This is a genomic window from Microbacterium sp. A93 (assembly GCF_051842835.1).
Map to the genome: position 1 here is coordinate 199,786 of NZ_JBPXMT010000004.1, position 22,232 is coordinate 222,017.

21 protein-coding genes and 1 riboswitch are annotated in these 22,232 nt (G+C 65.4%); of the genes, 10 read left to right on the forward strand and 11 right to left on the reverse strand.

The window, feature by feature from the left end:
* Positions 1–41: 41 nt before the first annotated feature.
* Both ACSU1G_RS11970 and ACSU1G_RS11975 read left to right on the forward strand, forming a co-directional pair.
* Positions 42–1,379: a glutamate-1-semialdehyde 2,1-aminomutase gene (locus ACSU1G_RS11970; RefSeq protein WP_439280175.1), complete on the forward strand. Its 1,338-nt coding sequence runs from the start codon at positions 42–44 to the stop codon at positions 1,377–1,379.
* A gap of 87 nt (positions 1,380–1,466) precedes the next feature.
* Positions 1,467–1,916 (forward strand): hypothetical protein, encoded by a 450-nt coding sequence (locus tag ACSU1G_RS11975; RefSeq protein ID WP_439280176.1) that lies wholly within the window; start codon positions 1,467–1,469, stop codon positions 1,914–1,916.
* A 2-nt stretch (positions 1,917–1,918) separates the two neighbouring features.
* Here the strand turns inward: ACSU1G_RS11975 and ACSU1G_RS11980 are convergent, their stop codons facing one another.
* The gene (locus ACSU1G_RS11980; RefSeq protein ID WP_439280177.1) at positions 1,919–3,181 is read right to left on the reverse strand and encodes an ATP-binding cassette domain-containing protein; all 1,263 of its coding nucleotides are present in this window, start codon (positions 3,179–3,181) and stop codon (positions 1,919–1,921) included.
* A 108-nt stretch (positions 3,182–3,289) separates the two neighbouring features.
* Here ACSU1G_RS11980 and ACSU1G_RS11985 point away from each other — a divergent pair, with 108 nt between their 5' ends.
* From ACSU1G_RS11985 to ACSU1G_RS11995, 3 genes are all read left to right on the forward strand, one after another.
* Positions 3,290–4,351, forward strand: coding sequence for an enoyl-CoA hydratase/isomerase family protein (locus ACSU1G_RS11985; RefSeq protein WP_439280178.1), 1,062 nt, complete (start codon positions 3,290–3,292; stop codon positions 4,349–4,351).
* A gap of 159 nt (positions 4,352–4,510) precedes the next feature.
* Positions 4,511–6,238, forward strand: a complete 1,728-nt coding sequence (locus ACSU1G_RS11990; RefSeq protein ID WP_439280179.1) for an ABC transporter ATP-binding protein — start codon at positions 4,511–4,513, stop codon at positions 6,236–6,238.
* Positions 6,235–8,328 (forward strand): ABC transporter ATP-binding protein, encoded by a 2,094-nt coding sequence (locus ACSU1G_RS11995; protein ID WP_439280180.1) that lies wholly within the window; start codon positions 6,235–6,237, stop codon positions 8,326–8,328. The genes ACSU1G_RS11990 and ACSU1G_RS11995 overlap by 4 nt, the downstream gene beginning before the upstream one ends.
* 68 nt (positions 8,329–8,396) lie before the next feature.
* Here ACSU1G_RS11995 and ACSU1G_RS12000 read toward each other — a convergent pair whose 3' ends face one another.
* Positions 8,397–10,061: a D-alanyl-D-alanine carboxypeptidase gene (locus ACSU1G_RS12000; RefSeq protein ID WP_439280181.1), complete on the reverse strand. Its 1,665-nt coding sequence runs from the start codon at positions 10,059–10,061 to the stop codon at positions 8,397–8,399.
* Positions 10,062–10,133: 72 nt separating this feature from the next.
* Positions 10,134–10,245, forward strand: a riboswitch (TPP riboswitch).
* On the opposite strand from ACSU1G_RS12000, the gene ACSU1G_RS12005 reads away from it, so the two are divergent.
* The 3 genes from ACSU1G_RS12005 (at position 10,236) to ACSU1G_RS12015 (ending at position 13,121) form a co-directional block, all read left to right on the forward strand.
* Entirely contained in the window at positions 10,236–10,874 is a 639-nt protein-coding gene (locus ACSU1G_RS12005; RefSeq protein ID WP_439280182.1) for an ECF transporter S component, read from the forward strand. It overlaps the preceding riboswitch by 10 nt.
* Position 10,875: 1 nt before the next feature.
* Positions 10,876–12,333: an ABC transporter ATP-binding protein gene (locus ACSU1G_RS12010; protein ID WP_439280183.1), complete on the forward strand. Its 1,458-nt coding sequence runs from the start codon at positions 10,876–10,878 to the stop codon at positions 12,331–12,333.
* On the forward strand, positions 12,330–13,121 hold the full coding sequence (locus tag ACSU1G_RS12015; RefSeq protein WP_439280184.1) for an energy-coupling factor transporter transmembrane component T family protein: 792 nt from the start codon (positions 12,330–12,332) through the stop codon (positions 13,119–13,121). Before ACSU1G_RS12010 ends, ACSU1G_RS12015 begins: the two co-directional genes overlap by 4 nt.
* A 77-nt stretch (positions 13,122–13,198) precedes the next feature.
* On the opposite strand, the gene ACSU1G_RS12020 is transcribed toward ACSU1G_RS12015, so the two are convergent.
* The 7 genes from ACSU1G_RS12020 to ACSU1G_RS12050 form a co-directional block, all read right to left on the reverse strand.
* Positions 13,199–14,053 (reverse strand): M23 family metallopeptidase, encoded by an 855-nt coding sequence (locus ACSU1G_RS12020; RefSeq protein WP_439280185.1) that lies wholly within the window; start codon positions 14,051–14,053, stop codon positions 13,199–13,201.
* Positions 14,050–14,571 (reverse strand): ArsR/SmtB family transcription factor, encoded by a 522-nt coding sequence (locus ACSU1G_RS12025; protein ID WP_439280186.1) that lies wholly within the window; start codon positions 14,569–14,571, stop codon positions 14,050–14,052. Before ACSU1G_RS12025 ends, ACSU1G_RS12020 begins: the two co-directional genes overlap by 4 nt.
* Before the next feature lie 49 nt (positions 14,572–14,620).
* Positions 14,621–15,013: an MmcQ/YjbR family DNA-binding protein gene (locus ACSU1G_RS12030; protein ID WP_439280187.1), complete on the reverse strand. Its 393-nt coding sequence runs from the start codon at positions 15,011–15,013 to the stop codon at positions 14,621–14,623.
* A gap of 13 nt (positions 15,014–15,026) precedes the next feature.
* A complete protein-coding gene (locus tag ACSU1G_RS12035; protein ID WP_439280188.1) occupies positions 15,027–16,100 on the reverse strand; it encodes a hypothetical protein in 1,074 nt (357 codons plus the stop codon).
* Positions 16,101–16,236: 136 nt separating this feature from the next.
* A complete protein-coding gene (gene cls / locus ACSU1G_RS12040; RefSeq protein ID WP_439280189.1) occupies positions 16,237–17,733 on the reverse strand; it encodes a cardiolipin synthase in 1,497 nt (498 codons plus the stop codon).
* 64 nt (positions 17,734–17,797) lie between these two features.
* On the reverse strand, positions 17,798–18,523 hold the full coding sequence (locus ACSU1G_RS12045) for a phosphotransferase (protein ID WP_439280190.1): 726 nt from the start codon (positions 18,521–18,523) through the stop codon (positions 17,798–17,800).
* Positions 18,524–18,552: 29 nt separating this feature from the next.
* The gene (locus ACSU1G_RS12050; protein WP_439280191.1) at positions 18,553–18,948 is read right to left on the reverse strand and encodes a DUF488 domain-containing protein; all 396 of its coding nucleotides are present in this window, start codon (positions 18,946–18,948) and stop codon (positions 18,553–18,555) included.
* A gap of 60 nt (positions 18,949–19,008) precedes the next feature.
* Between ACSU1G_RS12050 and ACSU1G_RS12055 the strand changes: the two genes are divergently transcribed.
* Positions 19,009–19,770 (forward strand): SDR family NAD(P)-dependent oxidoreductase, encoded by a 762-nt coding sequence (locus tag ACSU1G_RS12055; RefSeq protein WP_439280192.1) that lies wholly within the window; start codon positions 19,009–19,011, stop codon positions 19,768–19,770.
* 23 nt (positions 19,771–19,793) lie between these two features.
* Positions 19,794–20,627: an SDR family oxidoreductase gene (locus tag ACSU1G_RS12060; protein ID WP_439280193.1), complete on the forward strand. Its 834-nt coding sequence runs from the start codon at positions 19,794–19,796 to the stop codon at positions 20,625–20,627.
* Positions 20,628–20,767: 140 nt separating this feature from the next.
* Here ACSU1G_RS12060 and ACSU1G_RS12065 read toward each other — a convergent pair whose 3' ends face one another.
* Both ACSU1G_RS12065 and ACSU1G_RS12070 read right to left on the reverse strand, forming a co-directional pair.
* A complete protein-coding gene (locus ACSU1G_RS12065; protein ID WP_439280194.1) occupies positions 20,768–21,532 on the reverse strand; it encodes a sulfite exporter TauE/SafE family protein in 765 nt (254 codons plus the stop codon).
* A 10-nt stretch (positions 21,533–21,542) separates the two neighbouring features.
* Complete coding sequence (locus tag ACSU1G_RS12070) at positions 21,543–22,181, reverse strand: bifunctional 4-hydroxy-2-oxoglutarate aldolase/2-dehydro-3-deoxy-phosphogluconate aldolase (RefSeq protein ID WP_439280195.1); 639 nt, start codon at positions 22,179–22,181, stop codon at positions 21,543–21,545.
* Positions 22,182–22,232: the final 51 nt, after the last annotated feature.

Below are 22,232 nucleotides of genomic sequence, written 5' to 3' on the forward strand. Positions count from 1 at the left end.
GCTTCCTGACTGATCCGGTTTTCCTGACTGAGGAGCTCCTGATGACTGACCGCAACGACGACCTGTTCACCGCCGCACAAGCCGTAACCCCAGGAGGGGTGAACTCACCGGTGCGGGCGTACGGCTCCGTCGGCGGGACGCCTCGGTTCCTGGCATCCGCCAAGGGTGCAACGGTGACGGATGCTTCAGGCATCGAGTACATCGATCTCGTGGCCTCGTGGGGTCCGGCGCTGCTGGGTCACGCACATCCGGAGGTCGTCGCCGCCGTGCAGGACGCCGCGACCCGCGGACTGTCGTTCGGCGCGCCCACCGAAGGCGAGGTGCAGCTGGCACGGATGATCACCGAACGCGTGCGACTCGGCGACCTCGCACCCATCGAGCGGGTACGCCTGGTCTCGACCGGCACCGAGGCGACGATGACGGCGATCCGTCTCGCGCGCGGCGTCACGGGACGCGACCTGCTGGTGAAGTTCGCCGGTCATTATCACGGCCACTCCGACGGGCTTCTGGCCGAAGCGGGCTCCGGCGTCGCGACGCTCGCTCTGCCCGGCTCTGCCGGTGTGCCAGCGCCGATCGCCGCGCAGACACTGGTGATCGGTTACAACGACCGTGCGGCGCTGGAGACTGTCTTCGCCGAGCATGGCGACCGCATCGCGGCTGTCATCGTCGAAGCAGCTGCGGCCAACATGGGAGTCGTCGCCCCCGAGCCGGGCTTCAACCGCTTCATCGCCGATACCGCGCACGCGCACGGCGCGCTGATGATCCTCGACGAGGTGCTCACCGGATTCCGCGTGCACCACGCCGGGTACTGGGCGCTGCAGGCATCGCTGGGCGAGGAATACCTGCCCGACATCATCACCTTCGGCAAGGTCATCGGCGGGGGCATGCCGCTGGCAGCACTGGGCGGTCGCGCCGAGGTCATGGACCAGCTCGCGCCGGTCGGCCCGGTCTATCAGGCAGGAACCCTGTCGGGTAATCCGCTGTCGGTCGCGGCAGGACTTGCAACGCTGCGCCTTGCGACACCGGCGGTCTATGCCAGGGTGGATGCTGCCGCAGCCCGCGTCGCGAACGCCCTCGATGCTGCGCTCACTGACGCAGGTGTCGTGCACGCGGTGCCCCGCGCGGGCAACCTCTTCGGTGTCGTCTTCGCCGCGGAAGCCCCCCGCAACTATGCGGAGGCGCTGGCGCAGGAGTCGTTCCGCTACCCGCCGTTCTTCCACGCGATGCGCGAGCAGGGTGTCGCCCTGCCGCCGAGCGTGTTCGAGGCCTGGTTCCTCACCGCAGCGCACGATGACGAGGCCCTGACGCGTATTGAGCGTGCACTGCCTGCGGCGGCCGCTGCCGCGGCATCCGCTGCCGCGGCATCCGCCCGGTCATAACTCTTGGCGCACTGCCACAACATGATTGTTGTGGCTCTGTGAGCAAGTTGCCGACCGTTTATCGGGTGGCGCTGGCAGACTGGAACAATGGTGACGCTGCTCCTGGATCAGACACAGCTGGAGGTTGTGCTCTCACCGGTCGAGCGCGCGGCGACATTTCACCGTGAGAACCTGCGGATCTCTCGCGACACGATCACCAAGGTGCAGTTGACGGATGACGCCTGGACCTGGCTCCGCGGCGTTCCGGGGCCAGGTACGCGGATCCCAGGCCTGATCGCCGCCGGCACCTGGAAGGCCGCTGCCACCACCGACTTCGTCATGCTCCGGGGTCGTCGACCGAGTGTCATCATCGACCTTGAGGGTGATGAGCACTTTGACCGACTCATCTTCACCACGCGTCACGGACTTTCGCTGACTCAGGCGCTGCGACTCGACGTCTCAGACAAGCCGGTCGATGTCGTAAAGATCGCCAGCACCGCACCGATTCCGGTCGTGAAGGGGCGCCAGCGCCCGGTGATCAGGCCGCGTCCGGCGTGACGTCAGCGCTGGTCGCCTTCGGTCACGTCAGCGTCTGTAGTGACGTCATCGGACGCTTCGACGGGTTCGACGGGTTCGGCTGTCTCGTCTGATTCAGGCGCGGCGGACGCTGCGCCTTCGGTGCCAGAATTCGGCGCCGGCGAGGAGAACACGCTCGCCATAGCGGCGAGGCCGGCAAGACCGGGAAGGGGACGATCGGCTTCGGCGGGGTCAGTCTCGGTCTCGTCTGCAGGCTCAGCGATCGGCTCCGGAGCTTCGACGGGTTCAGCGGTTTGCTCGGGCTCGGCGGCCCGCTCGGGTTCAGCGGTCGGTGCATCGATGATCGGCAGAGCGGTCGTCGCATCCGCCACCACGGGCGTAGCCGGCGGCACGTAGCGGTCGTTCACCAGATCGAGGAAGACATCCTCAAGAGTCGGCCCGCGCTGCTGCAGCGTGGTGAGGGCGACTCCGGCGCGAGCGGCGATTGCGCCGATCGTCGCCGCGTCACTGCCGCGCACCGTGAGCCCTGAACGCAGCACCTCGACCTCGAAGCCCGCTTCGTGCAGCGTGGTGGACAGTGCAGAGCGGTCAGCGGCATCCACCACAACCGGTCCCGTTCTCGGGTCGGCGAGGTTCTCCATGGTGTCGGCAAACTTCAGCTCGCCGCGTGCGATGACGAGGATCTCGTCGACGGTCTGCTCGATCTCCGAGAGCACGTGGGATGAGACCAACACTGTGCGGCCTTCATCAGCGAGGCGACGGATGAGAGTGCGCATCCAGCGGATGCCCTCAGGGTCGAGCCCGTTCGCTGGCTCATCGAGCACGAGTACACCCGGGTCGCCCATCAGCGCGGTGGCTGCGCTCAAACGCTGACGCATGCCGAGCGAGAGAGCGGCGATGCGGGTCTCGACGTCTGCGCCGAGCCCGACAAAGGAGATGAGTTCGCCGACGCGGGCGAGCGGGATGCCATTGGCCTTCGCCGCCGCGCTGAGATGACGCTCGACCGTGCGTCGGGGGCGGAAACCGGGGTCTTCCAGCATGGCACCGATGACACGTGCGGGATTGCGGAGGTCCGCGTAGCGAGTACCACCGATCGTCGCACTGCCAGATGTCGGTCGCTCGAGTCCGAGAAGCATCCGCAGTGTGGTGGTCTTTCCTGCGCCGTTCGGGCCGAGGAATCCGGTTACGACACCGGGGCGAACTCGTGCAGAGAAGTCCGAGACGGCAGCGACGGCGCCGAAGCGCTTGGTCACGTGGTCGAACTCGATCAACTGTCCGTCGGGCATCCGGGGCCTTTCCTGCATGGTCTTTCCCCCTATCCTGCCGGAAAACACGCAGAATCTCGCGTTGGGAGTGCGCAGACTGAGCAGAACGGTCGATGTAACGTGGCTTGCGTGACTGACTTCGACGAGGCATCCGCTGTTCTGGTTCGCACCGAGGGAGCGCTCGGACGGCTGACGCTGAACCGGCCGAAGGCGATCAACGCGCTCAATATCGACATGATTCGACAGCTCACGGCCGCGCTTGTCGCCTGGCGGCATGACACCGACATCGACATCGTTGTCATCGAAGGCGCGGGGGATCGCGGGCTATGCGCGGGCGGTGACGTGCGGGTGCTGTACGACGAGATCACCGCGGGCCGCCCGGAGGGAACCGTCGACTTCTTCCGCTCGGAGTATGCGCTTAATCTCATGATCGCCGAGTATCCCAAGCCCGTCGTCGCCTTCGCGGACGGCATCACCATGGGAGGCGGCATCGGTCTCGCAGGCCACGCGGCGATCCGCATCGTCACCGAGCGCAGTCGTCTGGCGATGCCGGAAACGCGAATCGGATTCACACCCGACGTCGGTGGGACGCTCCTGCTCGGTCGCGCGCCGGGTCGGATCGGCGAGTACCTGGGGCTGACCGGCGGCACAATGTCAGGCGCGGATGCCATCTATGCCGGATTCGCCGACCACTATGTGCTGTCGCAGCACCTGCCCGAACTGCGTGAGGCGCTGGGCAAGCGCGCTGATCCGACGAGCCCGGCCGAGCTCGTGCTGCTCTTCGATGAGACACCAGAGCCCTCGGTGCTCGTGGAGCAACGGGAATGGATCGACGAGGTGTTCTCGGCAGACACAATCGGTGAGATCATGCAGCGGCTGTCTGCGCGGCCGGAGCCTGCGGCATCCGCCGTGGCCCAGACGCTCGCCGAGCTGTCGCCGACCGGCCTCGCCGTCACACTCGATGCTGTGCGTGAGGCGCGCGAGGGCGATCTGCGCGAGGCGCTGATCGGCGAGTACCGCCGAGTGCTCTGGTTCGGTGCTGAGCACCCTGACCTCGTGGAGGGGATCAGGGCGCAGTTGGTCGATAAGGATCGCTCGCCGAAATGGCAGCCGGCGACGATTGCCGACCTCGCGCCGGATGCCACGGCTGCCGCCCGCGCGTACGTGCCGGAGTTGGCACTGTTCGACTGACGCGTTGTCGGTTCTTGTTGTACCGGGTGGAGAAAACCGGGTGTCATCTGCGGATCGTTTCGCCCTGAGCGGATAATTCGGCCGAACCGTTCTCAATGTCCGAGGTCCGTGACACGCTATCTTGTGGCCGCTTCGGCCCCTCTCCCACAAGGACGTCTCATGCTCGGAAAACTCCTCGTCCGCTACCTCTCAAAATATCGGTGGCTGCTCGTCGGCGTACTGGTGTTCCAGTTCGCCAGTGCACTCGCCACGCTCTACCTGCCCCGTCTGAACGCCGACATCATCAACAACGGCGTTGCGCAGGCAGACACCGGCTACATCTGGCGTACCGGTGCGTTCATGCTGCTCGTCTCGCTCGGTCAGATCGTGTGCGCGATCATCGCGACCTACTTCGCGGCGAAGGCGGCCATGAGCGTCGGACGTGACATCCGCGCCGACGTGTTCTCCCGCGTCAGCGGCTTCTCCGAGCGAGAGGTCTCGCATTTCGGAGCCGGTTCGCTGATCACCCGCAACACCAATGACGTGCAGCAGGTGCAGATGCTGGCGATGATGGGCGCGACGATGCTCGTCACCGCGCCTCTGCTCGCGATCGGCGGCATCATCATGGCCGTTCAGCAGGATGTCGGACTCAGCTGGCTGATCGCCGTCTCAGTGCCCGCCCTGCTCATCGCCGCCGTGCTCGTCATTGGCCGCATGGTTCCGCTGTTCCGCCGCAACCAGAAGCAGCTCGATGCGATCAACCGGGTCATGCGCGAGCAGCTCACCGGCGTGCGGGTCGTCCGCGCATTCGTGCGCGAAACCATCGAAGAAGAGCGCTTCCGCGACACGAATACCGCTCTCATGATCCTCGGTCGCAAGATCGGTTCGCTCTTCGTTCTGCTCTTCCCCGTGTTCATGCTGATCCTCAACGTCACCGTGGTCGGCGTGATCTGGTTCGGCGGTATCGAGATCAACGCGGGCAATGTCGAGGTCGGCACGCTCTTCGCCTTCATGCAGTACATCGGCCAGATCATGATGGGCGTCATCATGTCGAGTTTCATGGCGATGATGATCCCGCGCGCTGCCGTCTCGGCCGAGCGCGTCGGCGAAGTGCTCGACGCCGATTCGAGCATGGAACGACCGGAGAACGGAGTGATCGAGTTCACTGCGCCCGGCACAGTCGCGCTCGAGGACGTCGAGTTCACCTACCCGGGTGCAGACGCACCTGTGCTGTCGGGCGTCACATTCAGTGCCAATCAGGGCGAGACGGTCGCGATCGTCGGTTCCACCGGCGCCGGAAAGACCACACTCATCTCGCTCCTTCCCCGGCTGTTCGACGTCACGGGCGGCACCGTCAAGGTCAACGGAGCAGACGTGCGCGAGGCCGATGTCGAGGCACTCTGGAAGAGCATCGGGCTGGTGCCGCAGCGACCATTCCTGTTCACCGGAACGGTGGCATCGAACCTTCGGTACGGCAGAGAAGAGGCCACTGACGAAGAACTCTGGCACGCACTCGAGATCGCGCAGGGACGCGACTTCGTCGAGGAAATGCCGGACGGCCTCGAATCGCGTATCGCCCAGGGCGGTACGAACGTCTCAGGTGGGCAGCGGCAGCGACTCGCGATCGCCAGGGCGATCGTGCATCGGCCGCAGATCCTCATCTTCGATGACTCCTTCTCGGCGCTTGACCTGACAACAGATGCCAGGTTGAGACAGGCGCTGTGGCGCGAGTTGCCCGAGGTGACGAAGATCGTCGTCGCACAGCGTGTGTCGACGATCACTGATGCTGATCGGATCGTCGTTCTGGAAGGCGGCACGATGATCGGTGCCGGAACCCACGAGGAGCTTCTCGCTTCGAATGAGACCTACCGAGAGATCGTCGAATCGCAGCTGGGGGTGGACGCATGAGTACGCCGGAACAACTCACCGCAGAAGAGCAGTACGAGGCAGAGCTCGCCGATGCGGCGCGCCTGGAGGCGGGTGGCTGGGATGCCCCTGCCCCGGGGAAGGCCGACAACTTCGGCAAGAGCTTCGCCCGGATGATCGGGCTGCTCAAGCCCTCCGCCCTCGCGTTCGTCTTCGTCTCGATCCTCGGCGCGATCGGCGTCCTGCTCACGGTGGCTGCGCCGAAGGTTCTCGGCGAGGCGACCAACATCATCTACGAGGGCTTCATCTCGAAGACGCTCGGCGACAACGGTGTTCCCGCCGGAACGTCGCAGGAGCAGGTCATCGAGATACTGCGGTCGCAGGGTCAAAATGACTTCGCGAACATGGTCGCTGCCTTCACCGACTTCCAGGTCGGCGCAGGCATCGACTTCGAACGGCTGCGGGGGATCATCATCGCGGTGCTGGCGATCTACGTCGGCGCGGCGCTGCTGACCTGGATCCAGGGCTACGTCATCAACGTGATCATGGTGCGCACCATGTGGCGACTGCGTGAATCCGTCGAGGCGAAGATCAACCGTCTGCCCCTGTCGTACTTCGACAAGGTGCAGCGCGGTGAGCTGATCTCCCGTGTCACGAACGACATCGACAACATCACGACCGCGATGCAGCAGTCCCTCTCGGGCGCCGTGACATCGGTGCTCACCGTCATCGGCGTGCTCGTGATGATGTTCACGATCTCGTGGCAGTTGGCGCTCGTGGCGCTCGTCGCACTTCCCCTGATGGGCGTCATCTTCGGAGTCATCGGGCCGCGCTCGCAGAAGGCGTTCGGTATGCAGTGGCGCAAGGTCGGTCGACTCAACGCCAGGGTCGAGGAAGCATTCTCCGGCCACGCACTGGTCAAGGTCTTCGGTCGCGAGAAGGACGCCCTCGACCAGTTCCAGGCTGAGAATGAAGAACTGTTCCAGGCAAGCTTCAAGGCGCAGTTCCTGTCGGGCGTCATCATGCCGGCCATGACATTCGTCGGCAGCCTGACCTACGTCGGCATCGCCGTTCTCGGCGGACTGATGGTCGCGAGCGGTCAGCTCCGACTCGGTGACGTGCAGGCGTTCATCCAGTACTCGCAGCAGTTCACACAGCCGCTGTCGGAGCTGGGTGGCATGGCGGCCGTCGTGCAGTCCGGCACGGCGTCGGCCGAGCGGGTGTTCGATTTCCTCGATGCCGAAGAGCAGGAGCCGGATGCGGAAGACGCACCCGCCCTGCGCAAGGGCGACGGCGCAGATGGAGGCGGCGTGATCGAGTTCGAGAACGTGTCCTTCTCCTACACGCCAGAGCGTCCGCTGATCACGGATCTGTCGTTCCGGGTCGAGCCGGGACAGACCGTCGCGATCGTAGGGCCGACCGGCGCGGGTAAGACCACGCTGGTAAACCTCATCATGCGCTTCTACGAGCTCGACTCGGGCCGCATCCTGCTTGACGGCCAGGACATCGCCGCGGTCACGCGCGACGATCTGCGTTCGCGCACCGGCATGGTGCTGCAGGATCCGTGGCTGTTCGCCGGATCCATCCTGGAGAACATCCGATACGGTCGCGCCTCTGCGAGCGATGAGGAAGTGCTCGCTGCGGCCAGGGCAACCTACGTCGACCGCTTCGTGCATGCGTTGCCGGATGGGTACGAGACGGTGCTGGAAGAAGATGCAGCCAACGTCTCTGCCGGTGAGCGCCAGCTCATCACGATCGCACGTGCGTTCGTGGCACAGCCGTCGATCCTCATTCTTGATGAGGCGACGAGCGCCGTCGACACCCGCACCGAGCTGCTGGTGCAGCACGCCATGGCGGCGCTGCGACAGGGGCGTACCTCCTTCGTGATCGCGCACCGCCTGTCGACGATCCGCGACGCCGATCTCATCCTCGTGATGGAACACGGCGACATCGTCGAGAAGGGCTCGCACGAGCAGCTCATCACGGCACAGGGTGCGTACTGGCGGCTGTACCAGTCGCAGTTCGAGCAGGCCGCGACCGACATCGACGCGGAGGAAACCCTCACCGGTTCCATCCCGGTCATCGTCACCGGTGAGGCCGGGGTCGAGGCTGAGGCCGAGGCGCAGGTCTGAATCTCTGAGGTCTGAGATGAACGACTGTGGCCGGCTGCAAGTGCAGCCGGCCACAGTCGTTTCATTTGTCAGCCGGCTTCAGTGAGCCCGAGAATCTCCAGCGGATGCATCAGGCGCCACAACGGGCTCGGTCCTTCGAGCTCATCGGCGAGTGAGACGCTGGAGTCCGTGGCATTCACGGGGCCAGTGACCGTGAGCGTACCGATCGCGTCACCGTCGGCGCGCTGGTCGCTCAGGTCGAAGTCCACTTCCGCGCTCGCAGATACACCGTTCCACAGCACGACGTTCGCGTCACCGTCGGTGACCACGTCCACGCTCGTGCCCCACGGGGTACTGACAGTGCCGACAACGGTGCCTTCTGCCACAGCCGGAGCAGTTGCCGCCAATGCAGCCTCCACGCCGGCGAACAGTGAGCGCGTCACTTCGAGCCGTTGGTCGTTGTCGTCCTGGTTCAACACCGACGCATACAGGTGCACCGTCGTATCGCCGATCGTGATGTCCTTCGCGGTGAGCAGGCTCCAGCCCACGAGGGTTCCGGTCTTGATGCCGACGACACCCGGGTCTGCGAGCATGCCGTTGGTGTTTTCGACCAGGCCGGCGCCGGGGATCTCGACACTTGCGGTGCCGACGATCTCGGCGAACACGGGGTTCTGCATCGCACGCTCTGCGAGCCGCAGCAGTGCCTCCGGCGTGGCGATATTGTCCTCATCAAAGCCGGAGGGGGTCACCACTGTGATCCCGGAAAGGCCGCGGTCGGCGAGCCATCTCTCTGCGGCTTCGGCAAACTGTCGGTCGGAGCCCCAGAGCTCGCGGGCCAGTCGATCGACATAGTTGTTGGCGGAGCCGAGTAGCGTGCCCTGCAGCATCTGATACTCCGTCAGCACACCGTCGACCGGAACATCCAGCGCCGACTGATTCGCGCGGCGGTAGTTCCAATAGTCGAGTGTGTCGCCGTAGGTGAACGCGAACTCCGGGCCCGATTCGCCGAGCTGTAGCGGCATCTCATCCAGCACCATCAGGCTGGTCACGACCTTCGTGAGGCTCGCTATCGAGGCCGAATCAAGAGTGGATGCCGCAGAGGAGACCCCGGCGACACTCACACCGGCGCTGCCGCCGGCGGGCCAGCTGAACGTAGCAGCTTCGGAGGCCACGGTCTGGAATTCAACGGCCTGCACCGTCGGAGGCACTTCGTTCAGTGGCCACAGCAGCATCGTCGCGGAATAGGCGATGGCGAGAACAGCGACGGTGCCTAGCGGTGCCATCCAGGTACGCAAGACGCCGGAGCGCAGAGAAGCATTCGCGAGCAGGTCGGGCCCCGTCTCGCGCATCGTTACCGCATCGAGATCTGCCGGGCGGGTGCCTTCGCTGACATCGTCGACGTCGAGCCAGGTGAGGGCGGTGACTGGGTGCGTGGCACCCGCCCACTCTGCGTCCGGGGCCGTCTCGTCCACCGCGCGCTCGAGCACGTTCAGATCAGCGTCGGCGTCGAAGTCGAAGACTGTGGCGGCAGCGGAGGGCGCATCCGGTGTCTCCGCGGCATCCGGTGTCGGTTCTGGCGTGTCTGAGGCGGTCTCTGCCGTGTCTAACAGTGCCTCCAGGGCATCTGGCACCGTCTCCGGGGAGTCGCTGGGCGGCAGGGCTGGGGGGCTCGCGGCATCGACCGCTCCCGTACGCGCGCGAAGGGCACGCCGGCTGAGCGTGCCAGTATCGGGCGTCGCATCGTCAGGGGTCACCCGCCTACGCTATCGAATCCCGCTCCTCGTGTGCGCAGGGGCACCGGCATCCTGACAGTTGGGTAAGATCGTCAGCACAACCACGGGAGTCCGATGAGTCGGGCTGAGAGGAAGCGAACCACGCTTCGACCGTCGAACCTGATCTGGGTCATGCCAGCGCAGGGAGGAGTTCAAATGAACACGTCTACACGCACGCCCACTGCCGCCCGCACCGGGCTCATGCGTCCAGAGATCTGGCGTTGGCGCATCGTCGACATCGTCGTTGCCAGCGTTCTCGGAGTCGCCTGCGGCTTCCTGTTCCTGGCATGGAATGTGGGTTATCTCGGGCCGAAGGCGCTGCTCGAGCCGCTCCTGCCCGGTGTGCAGGGGCTTCTTGACGGTCCGTGGCTCATCGCCGGCGTTCTCGGCGGCCTCGTCATTCGCAAGGCGGGAGCCGCGATCTACACCGAGGTGATCGCTGCAGTGGTCTCCGCGCTTGCGGGAGCCCAATGGGGCGGTTTCCTCACGATCGAGGCAGGACTCGTGCAGGGCCTTGGCGCCGAGATCATCTTCCTGCTCTTCGCCTACCGCTTCTGGTCACTGCCGGTGGCTCTCCTGGCCGGCGCGGGCGCCGCACTTGCCGGCGGTGTCAACAACCTGATCCTTTGGTACGCAGGCTCGGGGGCGACCTTCACCATCGTCTACCTCATCAGCACGGTCATCTCAGGGGCCGTCCTTGCCGGCGCGCTCGGCTGGGTGCTCGCGCGCGGTCTCGCGGCCACCGGAGCCCTTGATCGGTTCGGCTCCGGCCGCGAGGTGCGGAACCGGGTCTGACATGCCAGCCGGTAACGTCCGGCCCGCAACGGTCGAGGCACGCGGGTGGGGATGGCGTCACGCGAGCAGGCTCGCGTGGGCGCTGCACGACGTCACGTTCCGCATCGAACCTGGCGAGCGGGTGCTCCTCCTCGGGGCATCCGGCGCCGGAAAGTCGACGCTGCTGCACGGGCTGGCCGGGGTGCTCGGCGGCGACGAAGAGGGCGAGAGCGCCGGCGAGTTGTTGGTTGATTCGGCTCCGGCCGCCGCAACTCGCGGCCGCTCCGGGCTCGTGCTCCAGGATCCAGACTCGCAGGTCATCCTCGCGCGGGTAGGAGACGACGTCGCGTTCGGCTGCGAGAACATCGGCATACCGCGGGAGGAGATCTGGCCGCGGGTGCGTGCAGCCCTCGACGCCGTCGGCCTTGACGTGCCGCTCGACCGGCCCACCAAGGTGCTGTCCGGAGGGCAGAAGCAGCGCCTCGCGCTCGCAGGCATCCTTGCGATGCAGCCGGGCCTGGTGCTGCTCGACGAGCCGACGGCCAACCTCGATCCGGACGGTGTCATTGAGGTGCGCGACGCCGTGCAACGCATGCTGACAGCGCATCCCGCCACGCTGATCGTCGTCGAGCATCGCCTGGATGTGTGGCTGCCGCTGATCACGCGGGTGATCGTCGTCGGTGAGGGGGGAGTGATCGCGGATGGGGCGCCGGACCAGGTGCTCGGGACCGCCGGTGCGGAACTCGCCGCCGCAGGCGTGTGGGTGCCGGGTCATCCGCCGGCCTTGCCGCAACCGCCACGTGCTGAGCCGGGAGCGATCCTGCTCGCCGCGCACGACCTCTCCGTTGCTCGGGTGAAGGGTGTGACTGTGGCATCCGATGTCGACCTGGTGGTGCGTGCCGGTCAGGCGCTGGCGATCACCGGGCCGAACGGCGCGGGAAAATCCACCTTGGGACTCGCTCTTGCCGGTCTCCTTCCTCCGGCGGGGGGTCACGTGGAAGCATCCGGTGCGTTCGCCGATGGTGCGGGTTCCGCGCCCATCCGCTGGACGTCGAGGCAGTTGCTGACGCGCATCGGGATGGTATTCCAGGAGCCGGAGCATCAGCTGCTGGCGAAGACCGTACGAGACGAGCTCGCGGTCGGTCCGCGCGCGCTCGGGTTGAGTGCGGATGAGATCGCTGCGCGCACACACGAACTGCTCACGAGGCTGCGGCTGGCGCATCTCGCGCTGGCGAATCCGTACACGCTGTCCGGCGGAGAGAAGCGTCGTCTGACCGTTGCGGCTGCGCTCGCGACCAGACCACGGATGCTCGTGCTCGACGAACCCACGTTCGGCCAGGATGCGCGCACGTGGGCCGAACTCATGGCGATGCTGGCCGTGCTGCGCGATGAGGGTGCGGCGATCGTCACGATCACGCATGACCTCGACGTGGTGCGCGCGCTGCGCGCGGAACGCTTCGAGCTGAGTGGCATCCGATGACGTTGCTCGAGAATCGTGCACGTACCGGCGTCGTCGCGCAGATCAATCCGGTGGCGAAGCTGGGCGTCAGCGCGCTGATCGCGATCCCGCTGATTCTCACCCTCGACGTCGTCTCCGCTGCGGTCGCCCTGGTGCTCGAGTGCGTGCTGTTCTTCTTCGCCGGTATTGGTTGGCGGGAGTTCTGGGTGCGCACCTGGCCGGTCTGGCTGGCAGCTCCGCTGACCGGCGTCACGATCGCTCTGTATGGCGAGACGAGCGGGGAGATCTACCTGGAGTGGTTCGTCGTGCGCGTCAGCGAGGGGTCGCTGGCGCTGGCTTTGGCGACGATGTTCCGTGTTCTCGCGATCGCTCTGCCTTCGGTGGTTCTCTTCCTCACGGTCGATCCGACGGACCTCGCCGACGGACTGGCGCAGATCCTGCGGCTGCCTGCCCGGTTCGTGCTTGGAGCGCTCGCTGGCCTGCGCATGGTGGGGTTGTTCCTCGACGACTGGCGTGCGCTGGAGCTGGCCCGCCGGGCGCGCGGCGTCGCCGACCGTGGTCGTATCAAGCGCTTCCTCGGGATGGTGTTCGCGCTGCTGGTGCTTTCGATCCGTCGGGGTGCGAAGCTGGCGACGGCGATGGAGGCGCGCGGCTTCGGCGCGCCGGGGCAGCGCACCTGGGCGCGCGAGTCCACCTTCGGTGCGAGGGAATGGATGCTGCTGCTGATCGGCGCCCTGATCTCCGCGATAGCGGTGACAGCCGCGGTCATAACCGGCTCCTGGAACTTCATCCTCGGCCCGAGTTCTTAACCCCTTCCTCCCCCTTGCGAGTGGTCAGTTGTGGCTCATTTTCCACGCGAAATAGAGCCACGACTACCCACTCGCAATCAGGCGCGGGTCGTCAGGTGCTCGTTGTTTTGGGGCAGCGTGTCGGCTAGCTCTGGGGCATCCCCGATGGTGATTCCGGCGAAGGTCATCGGGACTCCGATGGCCGTCCAGAGGGAGGCGCGGTCCATGAGTTGAGCATGCACGTGTGGCTCAGTGCTGTTGCCTGAGTTCCCGCAGAGACCGATCTGTTCGCCCGCTCGGACCGTCTCGCCGACTCGAACCGTGACTGACCCGCGCTGCAAGTGTGCGACGGTCGCGTGCACGCCATCCGCGCCGCGGATCGTGACGTGGTTGCCGACGATGAACCCCGGGCCTCCCGACTCACGGATTGCACCTTCGAACAACAGATAGATCACGGCGAGCAAATTGGACCGCGCTCGGTGATCGCGCCGCCAGTCGGATGCGCGCACCACCACTCCATCGCACATGGCGAACACCGGCGCTCCGAACGCGGGATACTCCGACGGTGCACGCATCGCTGAGCCGCCGCCGAAGGGCGGACGGACCTTATCGACCGGCTCGTTGACGAGATCGATCGCGTACGTCTGGCCGTATGCACGGACTCCGTGGCTCGGGACCTTCGAAGCGGGGCTGTTCATCGCAAGCCACCGTCCGCGCACCGGAGAGGAGACTTTCACTGTTTCCCGCTTGGGAAGAAAAACAGGCGCGGTGAATGCGAGCACGATACAAATTGCCAGCACGCAAAGTGCGATCGGCGACAGGATGCCACGCGCCTGCCGCGCGGTCTCGCCCAGGGTGAGGAACGTGGACAGGGCGACTGCGATCAAAGTTGCGGTCGATGCGTAGTAACCAGGGATGCGGAGGCGATAGACGGCAATGAGCGCCCGCCTCATCGCTCGGCTCCGAGCATGCACGCCAGCAGGGGGACGATCCGTGCCGCTGGAACCGCGTAGTTGCCGCGCCCGCTCTGACGTACCCATCCGGCGCTGAGTAGTTGTCGCAGGTGGTGGTGTAGCTGACCGGTCGTTCCGAGTGTCTCGATCGCCGCGAGATCGGCAGTTGCGTGCACCCCGGAAAGGATGTGTCGCAGCAGTTCCACCCGAACCGGATGCCCCAATGCTGCGAACACTGATGCCTGCTCTGTCCAGTCCGTCTCCAGCATCCCCGCGGTTCCGACGCTCTGCTGCCATGACACCGGAGCCCCCGTGGGCAGAGTCAGCGATCCCACCAGCATCACAGCGCCATCGACGGTAGAGGGGGTATCCGCGAGGCGTGACTGCAATCCAGCCAGCGCCCAGAACGCGTCCGCATCGACAGGTGATCCTTCTGTCTGCTCCTGCACGTCGAGGGCATCGACCCGTTCCGTCAGGACACGCACGGCGTCGCGCAGTGCTGCCAGTTCATCATTCATGCATCAATAGTACGTTAATACGTATTAGCAAACAATGAGTTGGTGGTCGCTACAGCCCGTCGAGCTCGCGCACCAGTCGTTTCGGAGCGGTCACCCGATACGAAGCATCGACGAGTTCGGCGATCTCCTGCCAATCCGTCGATTCGTCGAGGTCGATTCCGAGCCATCCGGACGGGCCGAGATATGCGGGCACCCAGAATCGTCTGTCTTGTCGCAGCGCGGGATCGTCGCCGGGATCGGGTCGCACCATGATTGCTGCGTCGTGGGCGATCCACTCATCGTTTATGCGTTGGGAGCCTCCGAAGTAGCAGAACACCTTCTGCGTGAAGAAGGCCGGGCGACCATGGCTGACCTTCTCGTCGGCCTCAGGCAACGCGAGCGCAATGGTGCGCACCCGCGCCAGCAGTGGATCGTCTTCCGTGAACATGAGGGGATGAGACATCAGCTGACCTCCGTCAGTCGCGTTGACCTGCGACGCCGAGGAATCGGATGAAGACCGAGATCCATCCGAAGATGAGCGCGAAGACGACGATCTCGAACGCGGTCAGCCCGAAGAATCCGACGACGAAGAGCAGCGTGGACACCAGCACTGCGGCAAGGAAGACCCAAGATGCGATGAAGTATGCGCGTGGCATCCCGCGGAGTATCCGGTGTCCGCTTGCGAGCATCCCGATATACATGACGGCCATACCGCCCGCGCAGAGGTTGTGGATCAGCAGGCTCACGTTTACTGGGACGAGGCCGACCCCAGCGAGCATGATGCCCAAGATGATGAACATCCTCGCGATGATCTTGGGACCGTCTTCGCGCGCGAGGATCCGCCGTTCAAGGAGGGCGTTCATATCATTTGTGAGATAAACGGCGAAGGCGGTGACAAGGAGGCCGCCGATGGCCAGGGTGCCGTTGAACACCAGACTCGACACACTCCAGAAGGTGCCGAGGTGGCTGAAATGCGTTTCCCACCAGAGGGGATCCGGGGTCGTGAGCATCGCCGCGAAAGTGCCGATGCTGACAAAAGCCATCAGCAGTGAAGACATCCGCCGCGTCGTCATGCGCGACACCGACAGATAGGTGAGGTATGCGCTGAGCCCGAGGCTCACCGCCATCAAAACGACCGTCCAGAACAGCTCGACCTTCAACCCGATGAACCCGAGGCTGAGGATGAGGAAGGCCGCAAGCGCCGCCAACACGGCAAGCACGAGGTGTACAAGCACCACTGCGATCGTGTTGACGGTGAAGGTCGCGGCAGACAGCGAGTGTCGCCATTCCTGCCCAGGCATTCCTCGCACGCGCCAGTATCCGATGCCGCCGGCGATCGCCGCGACCACTCCCGCCGCAATGGAAACGATGCTCCCGAACGACCAGTCGCCGAACAAGCTGAGCGGGGGCAGAGTGACGCCGATGACGATGCCGAGGACTGCTCCTAAAACGCCAGCGGAGAGGGCGGCGTAGATGGCGTGCGACTCCACACGAAGGGAGTGCGCTGGCTCCGCCACCACGCGCGCTGTGGATGCATCGACTGCGGACATGATGGAGGGTCTCGTTCCAGGCGTCAGAGTTTGGAGGTGCGGTCGGTGAGAGCGGTGCCCGCGAGGATTCCGAGGGCGATCGCGACCATTGTAGCGATCGTGGTCACGAGGGTGATTGCTCCAGCGCTGTCGCGGGTCACTGCAATGCGGATGTCAGCCGGGCCAACCCGTCGATCACCTTCTCGCGCAATGGTCGCCTTGCCCATGCCTCTGGGTCCAGCCGGATGCTGTTGCGACGGTAGTTGTCCTCGACGAGCTTCAACTGGTCGACGAACTTCCGCCCGCGCACCAACACCGAGACCTCCATGTTGAGACTGAATGAGCGGATGTCCATATTGCTCGATCCGATGACGGCAACCTCGTCGTCGATCGAGAAGTGCTTGGAGTGCAGTACGGTCGGCGACCGGTACAGGTAGACGGCGACCCCCGCGTCCAGAAGGGCTGCGTAGTACGAGCGTTGCGCGTGATGGACGAGCACCTGATCTGCGACTTCCGACACGAAGAGCTCGACATCCAGGCCGCGCGCGGCCGCGGTGAGGATGGCCAGCATCGTCGACTCATCCGGAACGAAGTACGGGCTGGTGATGCTCACCCGCGAGCGTGCGTTCTGGATGAGCATGACGAAGAGCTTGAGATTGTTGTCGTTCTCGAAGCTGGGGCCGCTCGGAATCACCTGCGCGTCGATGTTGTCGAGCGGCGTATCGCTGAGTGGTTTTTCGTTTCCCGAATCGGATGCCGCGATCGCGGCGGCCTGCACCGGATAGGTGTGAACGGGGAGGAGCTCGTCTGTTTCGCTGAACCAGTCTGTGATGAACACCGCATCGAGCTCGCCGACCACGGGCCCCTCGAGTCGGACCATGAGTTCGATCCAGTGCAACCCGCGGCGAACATTCTTCGGCTTCAGGTACGTCGAGTCGATGAGGTTCTGCGAGCCGGTGTATCCGACGTGCCCGTCGATGACGACCAGCTTGCGATGATTGCGGAGGTCCGGGCGCTGCCATTGCCCGAGATGAGGGCGCAACGGCAGCATCGGCCTCCACTGCGCACCCATCTGCGCGAGTGCTTCTTGCGTCGCTTTCCGGTGCGGGAACATCAACCCCGAAACGTGGTCGGAGAGCACCCGCACGATGACTCCCCGGGCGACCGCGCGCGCGAGCGCGTCGAAGAACGGCTGCGTGGTGGTGTCTCTCACCAGAATGTAGAACTCGACGTGCACATATTCGCGGGCGGCGTCAATGTCGCCGATCATCGCATCGAACGATCCCTGGTAGTCCTCAATCAACGTCGTTCTGTTGCCCGCGACGATCGGGAGCGCACCGAGTATCTCGTTGAGTATCACGGCCGTGTCCAGCCAGTCAGGGGTCGATGGCGACGCCCGGTGTGCGGTGACGCCCGAACGGGCGAGCATCAGCGCATTGACCTCCTTTTGCTTCTCGCGCCGCCGCCTGGGAAGTCGACCGAAGCCGATGAGGAAGAAGGCGATTGCCCCGAGAAGGGGGATGAAGATGATCGTCAGGATCCAGGCGATCGCTGTGGCGGGCTTTCGGTGCAGCGAGATCGCCACCGCCGCCACGAACCCCATGATGACGTGAACGCTCAGCAGGATGATCCCCACGATGTCCGAAGTGCTCACGATGCGAGGACTTCCGGAACAGTCATCCGCTGGTCGGTCGTCTTATGCATCCTTGCTCCAGTCATCACGTTGCATTCCACAGCGCCCGGTAATAGTCGAGACGTTCACGGTCAGGGTCGAGGCCGTACGCGTCGATGAGTGCGTCCTCCCAGCCTGGGCCGCAATTCCACTCGGTGCTCATCGAGGCCACGGCGATGTCCGCCCAGCGGTCGGCGGTGCCGAGGACAGCGAGATCGACGTGGGCGAAGGGGCTGCCGTCGGCGTTGAGGAGGGTGTTCGGCATGCAGGCGTCGCCGTGGCACACCACAAGCCGATCGATCGGCGGCGCGTCACGGAGTCCTTCGGGAATGCGGATGCCACGGGCCTGAGCGTTCGCGATCCGGGATGCAACGCTCCACTCCCAGCGACACTCGTCGACCGGGAGTGCGTCGTGCAGCGCCCGCAAGCCCTCGCCGACGGCGCGCACAGCGACGGCTGGTTCTGTGATCCAGCGTCCGTCGACGGCGCTGAGTCCGTCGAGCGCGACGGTCACGAGCCACTCGTGCGTGGCATCCTCGCCCTGCTCGACCACTTCGGGCACGGTGATCCACTCTGACGCCCACCGCATGCGCTCGGCCTCGTCGCGCATGTTCGCCTCGGGGTCGAGCGGGCCCCACTTGATGAAGCGACGGTCGTCCGTGCGGAACGTCAGCCCGCCATTGTTGTTCTGCCACACCGGTTCGAGACTGGCGGCGTGTGCAAGAGCCCGCACGCGCGCAGGGATCTCGATATGTCCCGACGGAATGCTCACCGCCCCATCATCGCGTGTTTCGCGTGGGTTCACAGCAACGGAAGCAGGCAGTCCTCCAACACGACGGCGTGGTTGTGCTGCTCGTCGTGTGCGGCGTACACGAGCGTGACGATTGGATGTTGGCGCAGCTCGACCGCCAACGACTCCAGCGCCGACGCAGTCTCGTTCTCCAACTCTGCGCGGTATCGCTCGGCGTAGATGCCCCAGTCCGCATCGGATGCCGCGTGCCAGTCTCTCCGCAGCTCAGGGCTGGGCGCGGTGTCCTTGGCCCAGAGATCGATCGCCGCGTGCTCCTTCGAGACTCCGCGGGGCCAGAGTCGATCGACGAGCACACGGAACCCGTCGACGTTCTCGGCGGTATCGTAGGCTCGCTTGCGACGCAGTTCCATGACTACAGCCAACACCTCGGCCGTCACATAAGCCATAGGTGGTACTGAGGATTGCGTATGCTGGGACTGAGTTGCAAAACGTTCGAAGGAGAACACATGCAGATCCAGGGATCTGGGGCACTGATCACCGGAGGGGCTTCGGGGCTCGGCCTCGCAACGGCTCGCGTTCTCGCGGCTGCCGGTGCGCACGTCACGCTGCTCGATCTGCCGTCATCCGCAGGTGCCGATCTCGCCGTAGAACTCGGCGGGACGTTCGCGCCCGCCGACGTCACGAACGTCGAAGACGTGCAGGCAGCCGTGGCTGCGGCGAACGAGCAGGCGCCGCTGCGCATCGTCATCAACTGCGCCGGCATCGCACCGCCCGCCAAAGTGCTCGATCGTGAGGGCAACCCTGCCGTGCTCGCCGACTTCGAGCGTGTCATCCGCATCAACCTCGTCGGCACGTTCAATGTGACTTCGCAGGCATCCGCCGTCATCGCGAAGAACGAGCCACTCGATGGCGGCGCCCGCGGCGTCATCGTCAACACGGCATCCGTCGCGGCATTCGACGGGCAGATCGGCCAGCCCGCGTATTCGGCGTCGAAGGGTGGCGTGCACGCCATGACGCTTCCGATCGCGCGCGAGCTTGCCCGCTACGGCATCCGGGTCTGCACGATTGCTCCGGGCATCATGGAGACCCCGATGCTCGCCGGCCTGCCGGAGGCCGCGCAGGCATCGCTCGGTGCGCAGGTTCCGTATCCCGCACGGTTGGGCCGGCCCGATGAGTATGCCGCGCTGGCCGTGAGCATCGTCACCAACGATTACCTGAATGGTGAGACCATCCGCCTCGACGGCGCCATCCGCATGGCGCCGAAGTGAACGAAGAGCAACGAAGGAGCAGCATGAGCACTCTGGCAGGCAAGACGATCCTGATGTCGGGCGGCAGTCGCGGCATCGGCTTGGCCATCGCGCTGCGCGCAGCGGCGGATGGCGCGAACATCGCGATGCTGGCGAAGACGGACACCCCGCATCCGAAGCTCGAAGGCACGATCCACACCGCTGCCGAGCAGATCCGCGCGGCCGGTGGGAACGCGCTGCCGATCGTCGGCGATGTGCGCGAGGATGACGACATCACTGAGGCCGTCATGAAGACGCAGGGCGAGTTCGGTGGCATCGACATCGTCATCAACAACGCCAGTGTGATCGATCTGTCGCGCTCGCTCGATCTCGGCGCGAAGAAGTACGACCTCATGCAGGACGTCAACGTGCGCGGCACCTTCATGCTGTCGCGCGCGGCGATCCCGCAGCTGCGGGGGTCAGCGAACCCGCACATCCTGTCGTTGTCGCCGCCGCTGAACCCGACCCCGAAGTGGCTCGGAGCGCACACCGGTTACTCGCTGGCGAAGTTCGGCATGACCATGGTCACGCTCGGGCTTGCCGCTGAGTTCGAGAAGGACGGCATCGCAGCCAACACGCTGTGGCCGCGCACGACCATCGCGACGGCCGCCGTGCAGAACCTGCTTGGCGGCGACAAGGTGATGGCTGCGAGCCGCACGCCGAATATCTATGCGGATGCCGCCTACGCCGTGCTGATCAAGACGGCAGCCGGGTACACCGGCCAGAGCCTGATCGTGGAGGACGTGCTGGAGGCGGACGGTGTGACCGACTTCTCCGGCTACGCCGCGATCCCCGGCACGCCGGACAATCGCCTGTTCCCCGACATCTTCCTGGACTGAGGTAGCCGGGCACCGCACGTGTGCCGAATTTCAGATGCCGTTCTGTCCGCGCCGCGTGTCGCGGCAGTCGGGCAGTGCGGCGCGCCGAGATCGGTGCGTACCGTCTGGGGTTTGGCACGGATGCGACGCGGCGGGGCAGGTCAAACGAGCAGGTACACGGCGCCGACGATCGTGAGGCCGATCACGATCTTGTCGAACACGTGCTGCTTCATTCGGCGCGCCAGTCGTATCCCGAGTAGGGCTCCGATCACGACGAGGGGCACGAGTACGGCATCCATCAGCAGCACGGGGCCGTCGAAGAGCCCGATGCCGGCGAGGAACGGCACCTTGAACAGGTTCACGATCGCGAAGAACCAGGCCGAGGTGCCGAGGAACACCTGCACCGGCGTGCGCATCGCGAGAAAGTACATCGACATGACGGGGCCCGCGGCATTCGCCACCATCGTCGTGAATCCGGCGAGTGAGCCATAGGCGGATGCGGCGACGATGCCGCCGCCGGAGGCGGGCGTGGCATCCACTCGACCATGCTCTCGAAGACTCTGTCGCCAACGCCGCCACAGCGTCACTGTGATCATCGCGAGAAGGATGACGCCGATCGCACGACGCACGACGGCATCATCTCCGAGTGCGAGAAACGCGAAGCCAGCCAGCAGCCCCACCACGACCGCCGGCGCCAGCCGCAGCAGCGTCGGCCAGTGCGCGTGCCTTCGGTACGCGATCAGCGCGAACATGTCGCCGACGATCAGCAGGAGCAGCAGTGCGGCCGTCGAGGTACGCGCCGGAAGCACGGTCGCGAACAGAGCGACGGGCAGGATGCCACCACCGGGGATCGCGGTCTTCGCGAGGCCGATCATCAGCGCGGCGACGGCCAGAACGACCCAGGCCCACGGCAGCAACTCAGGCAAAAGGGTCCGCTCAGCCGCTGATAGCGGCGAATGCGGCAGCGAAGCGTTCGGCGCGCTGGGTGAGGTCGGCCCAGTTTGACGACTTGATCGATGCAGAGTTCGCGAGGTCGCCGCCAGCACCCACGGCCACCGCGCCCGCGGCAAACCAGTCCGCGAGATTGTCCGGCGATACGCCGCCGGTGGGCATGAGTGGAGCGTCCGGGAACGGTCCGCGCAACGCCCCGAGGTAGGCCGGCCCGCCGAGGGATGCCGGGAAGATCTTCACGACGTCAACCCCGAGCGCGAGCGCGCTCATGACCTCGGTCGGCGTCATCGCCCCGGTCATCACGACGCGGCCGGTGTCGAGCATTGCGCGCGTGAGGTCGGGCAGCGTGCCGGGGCTGACGAGGAACTCGGCGCCGGCGTCGGCTGCAGCGGTCGCCTGCGCAACTGTGGTCACGGTGCCCGCGCCGATGTAGGCGGCGTTGCCGTGCCGTGCGATCAGCTCGCGGATGACGGCCGGGGCGTCAGGTGTGGAATACGTGACTTCGATTCCGGCGACCCCGCCGCGGATGATCGCGTCGGCGGCTTCGAGTGCGAGCTCGGGGGAAGGAGCGCGCAGGACGGCGAGAACCCCGGTGGTGCGGGCGCGGGCGAGACGGTCAGTCATGGGGGCTCCTTCATTGGCGTACGTGCGTCCCATTCTCGCGGAGTGAAACAT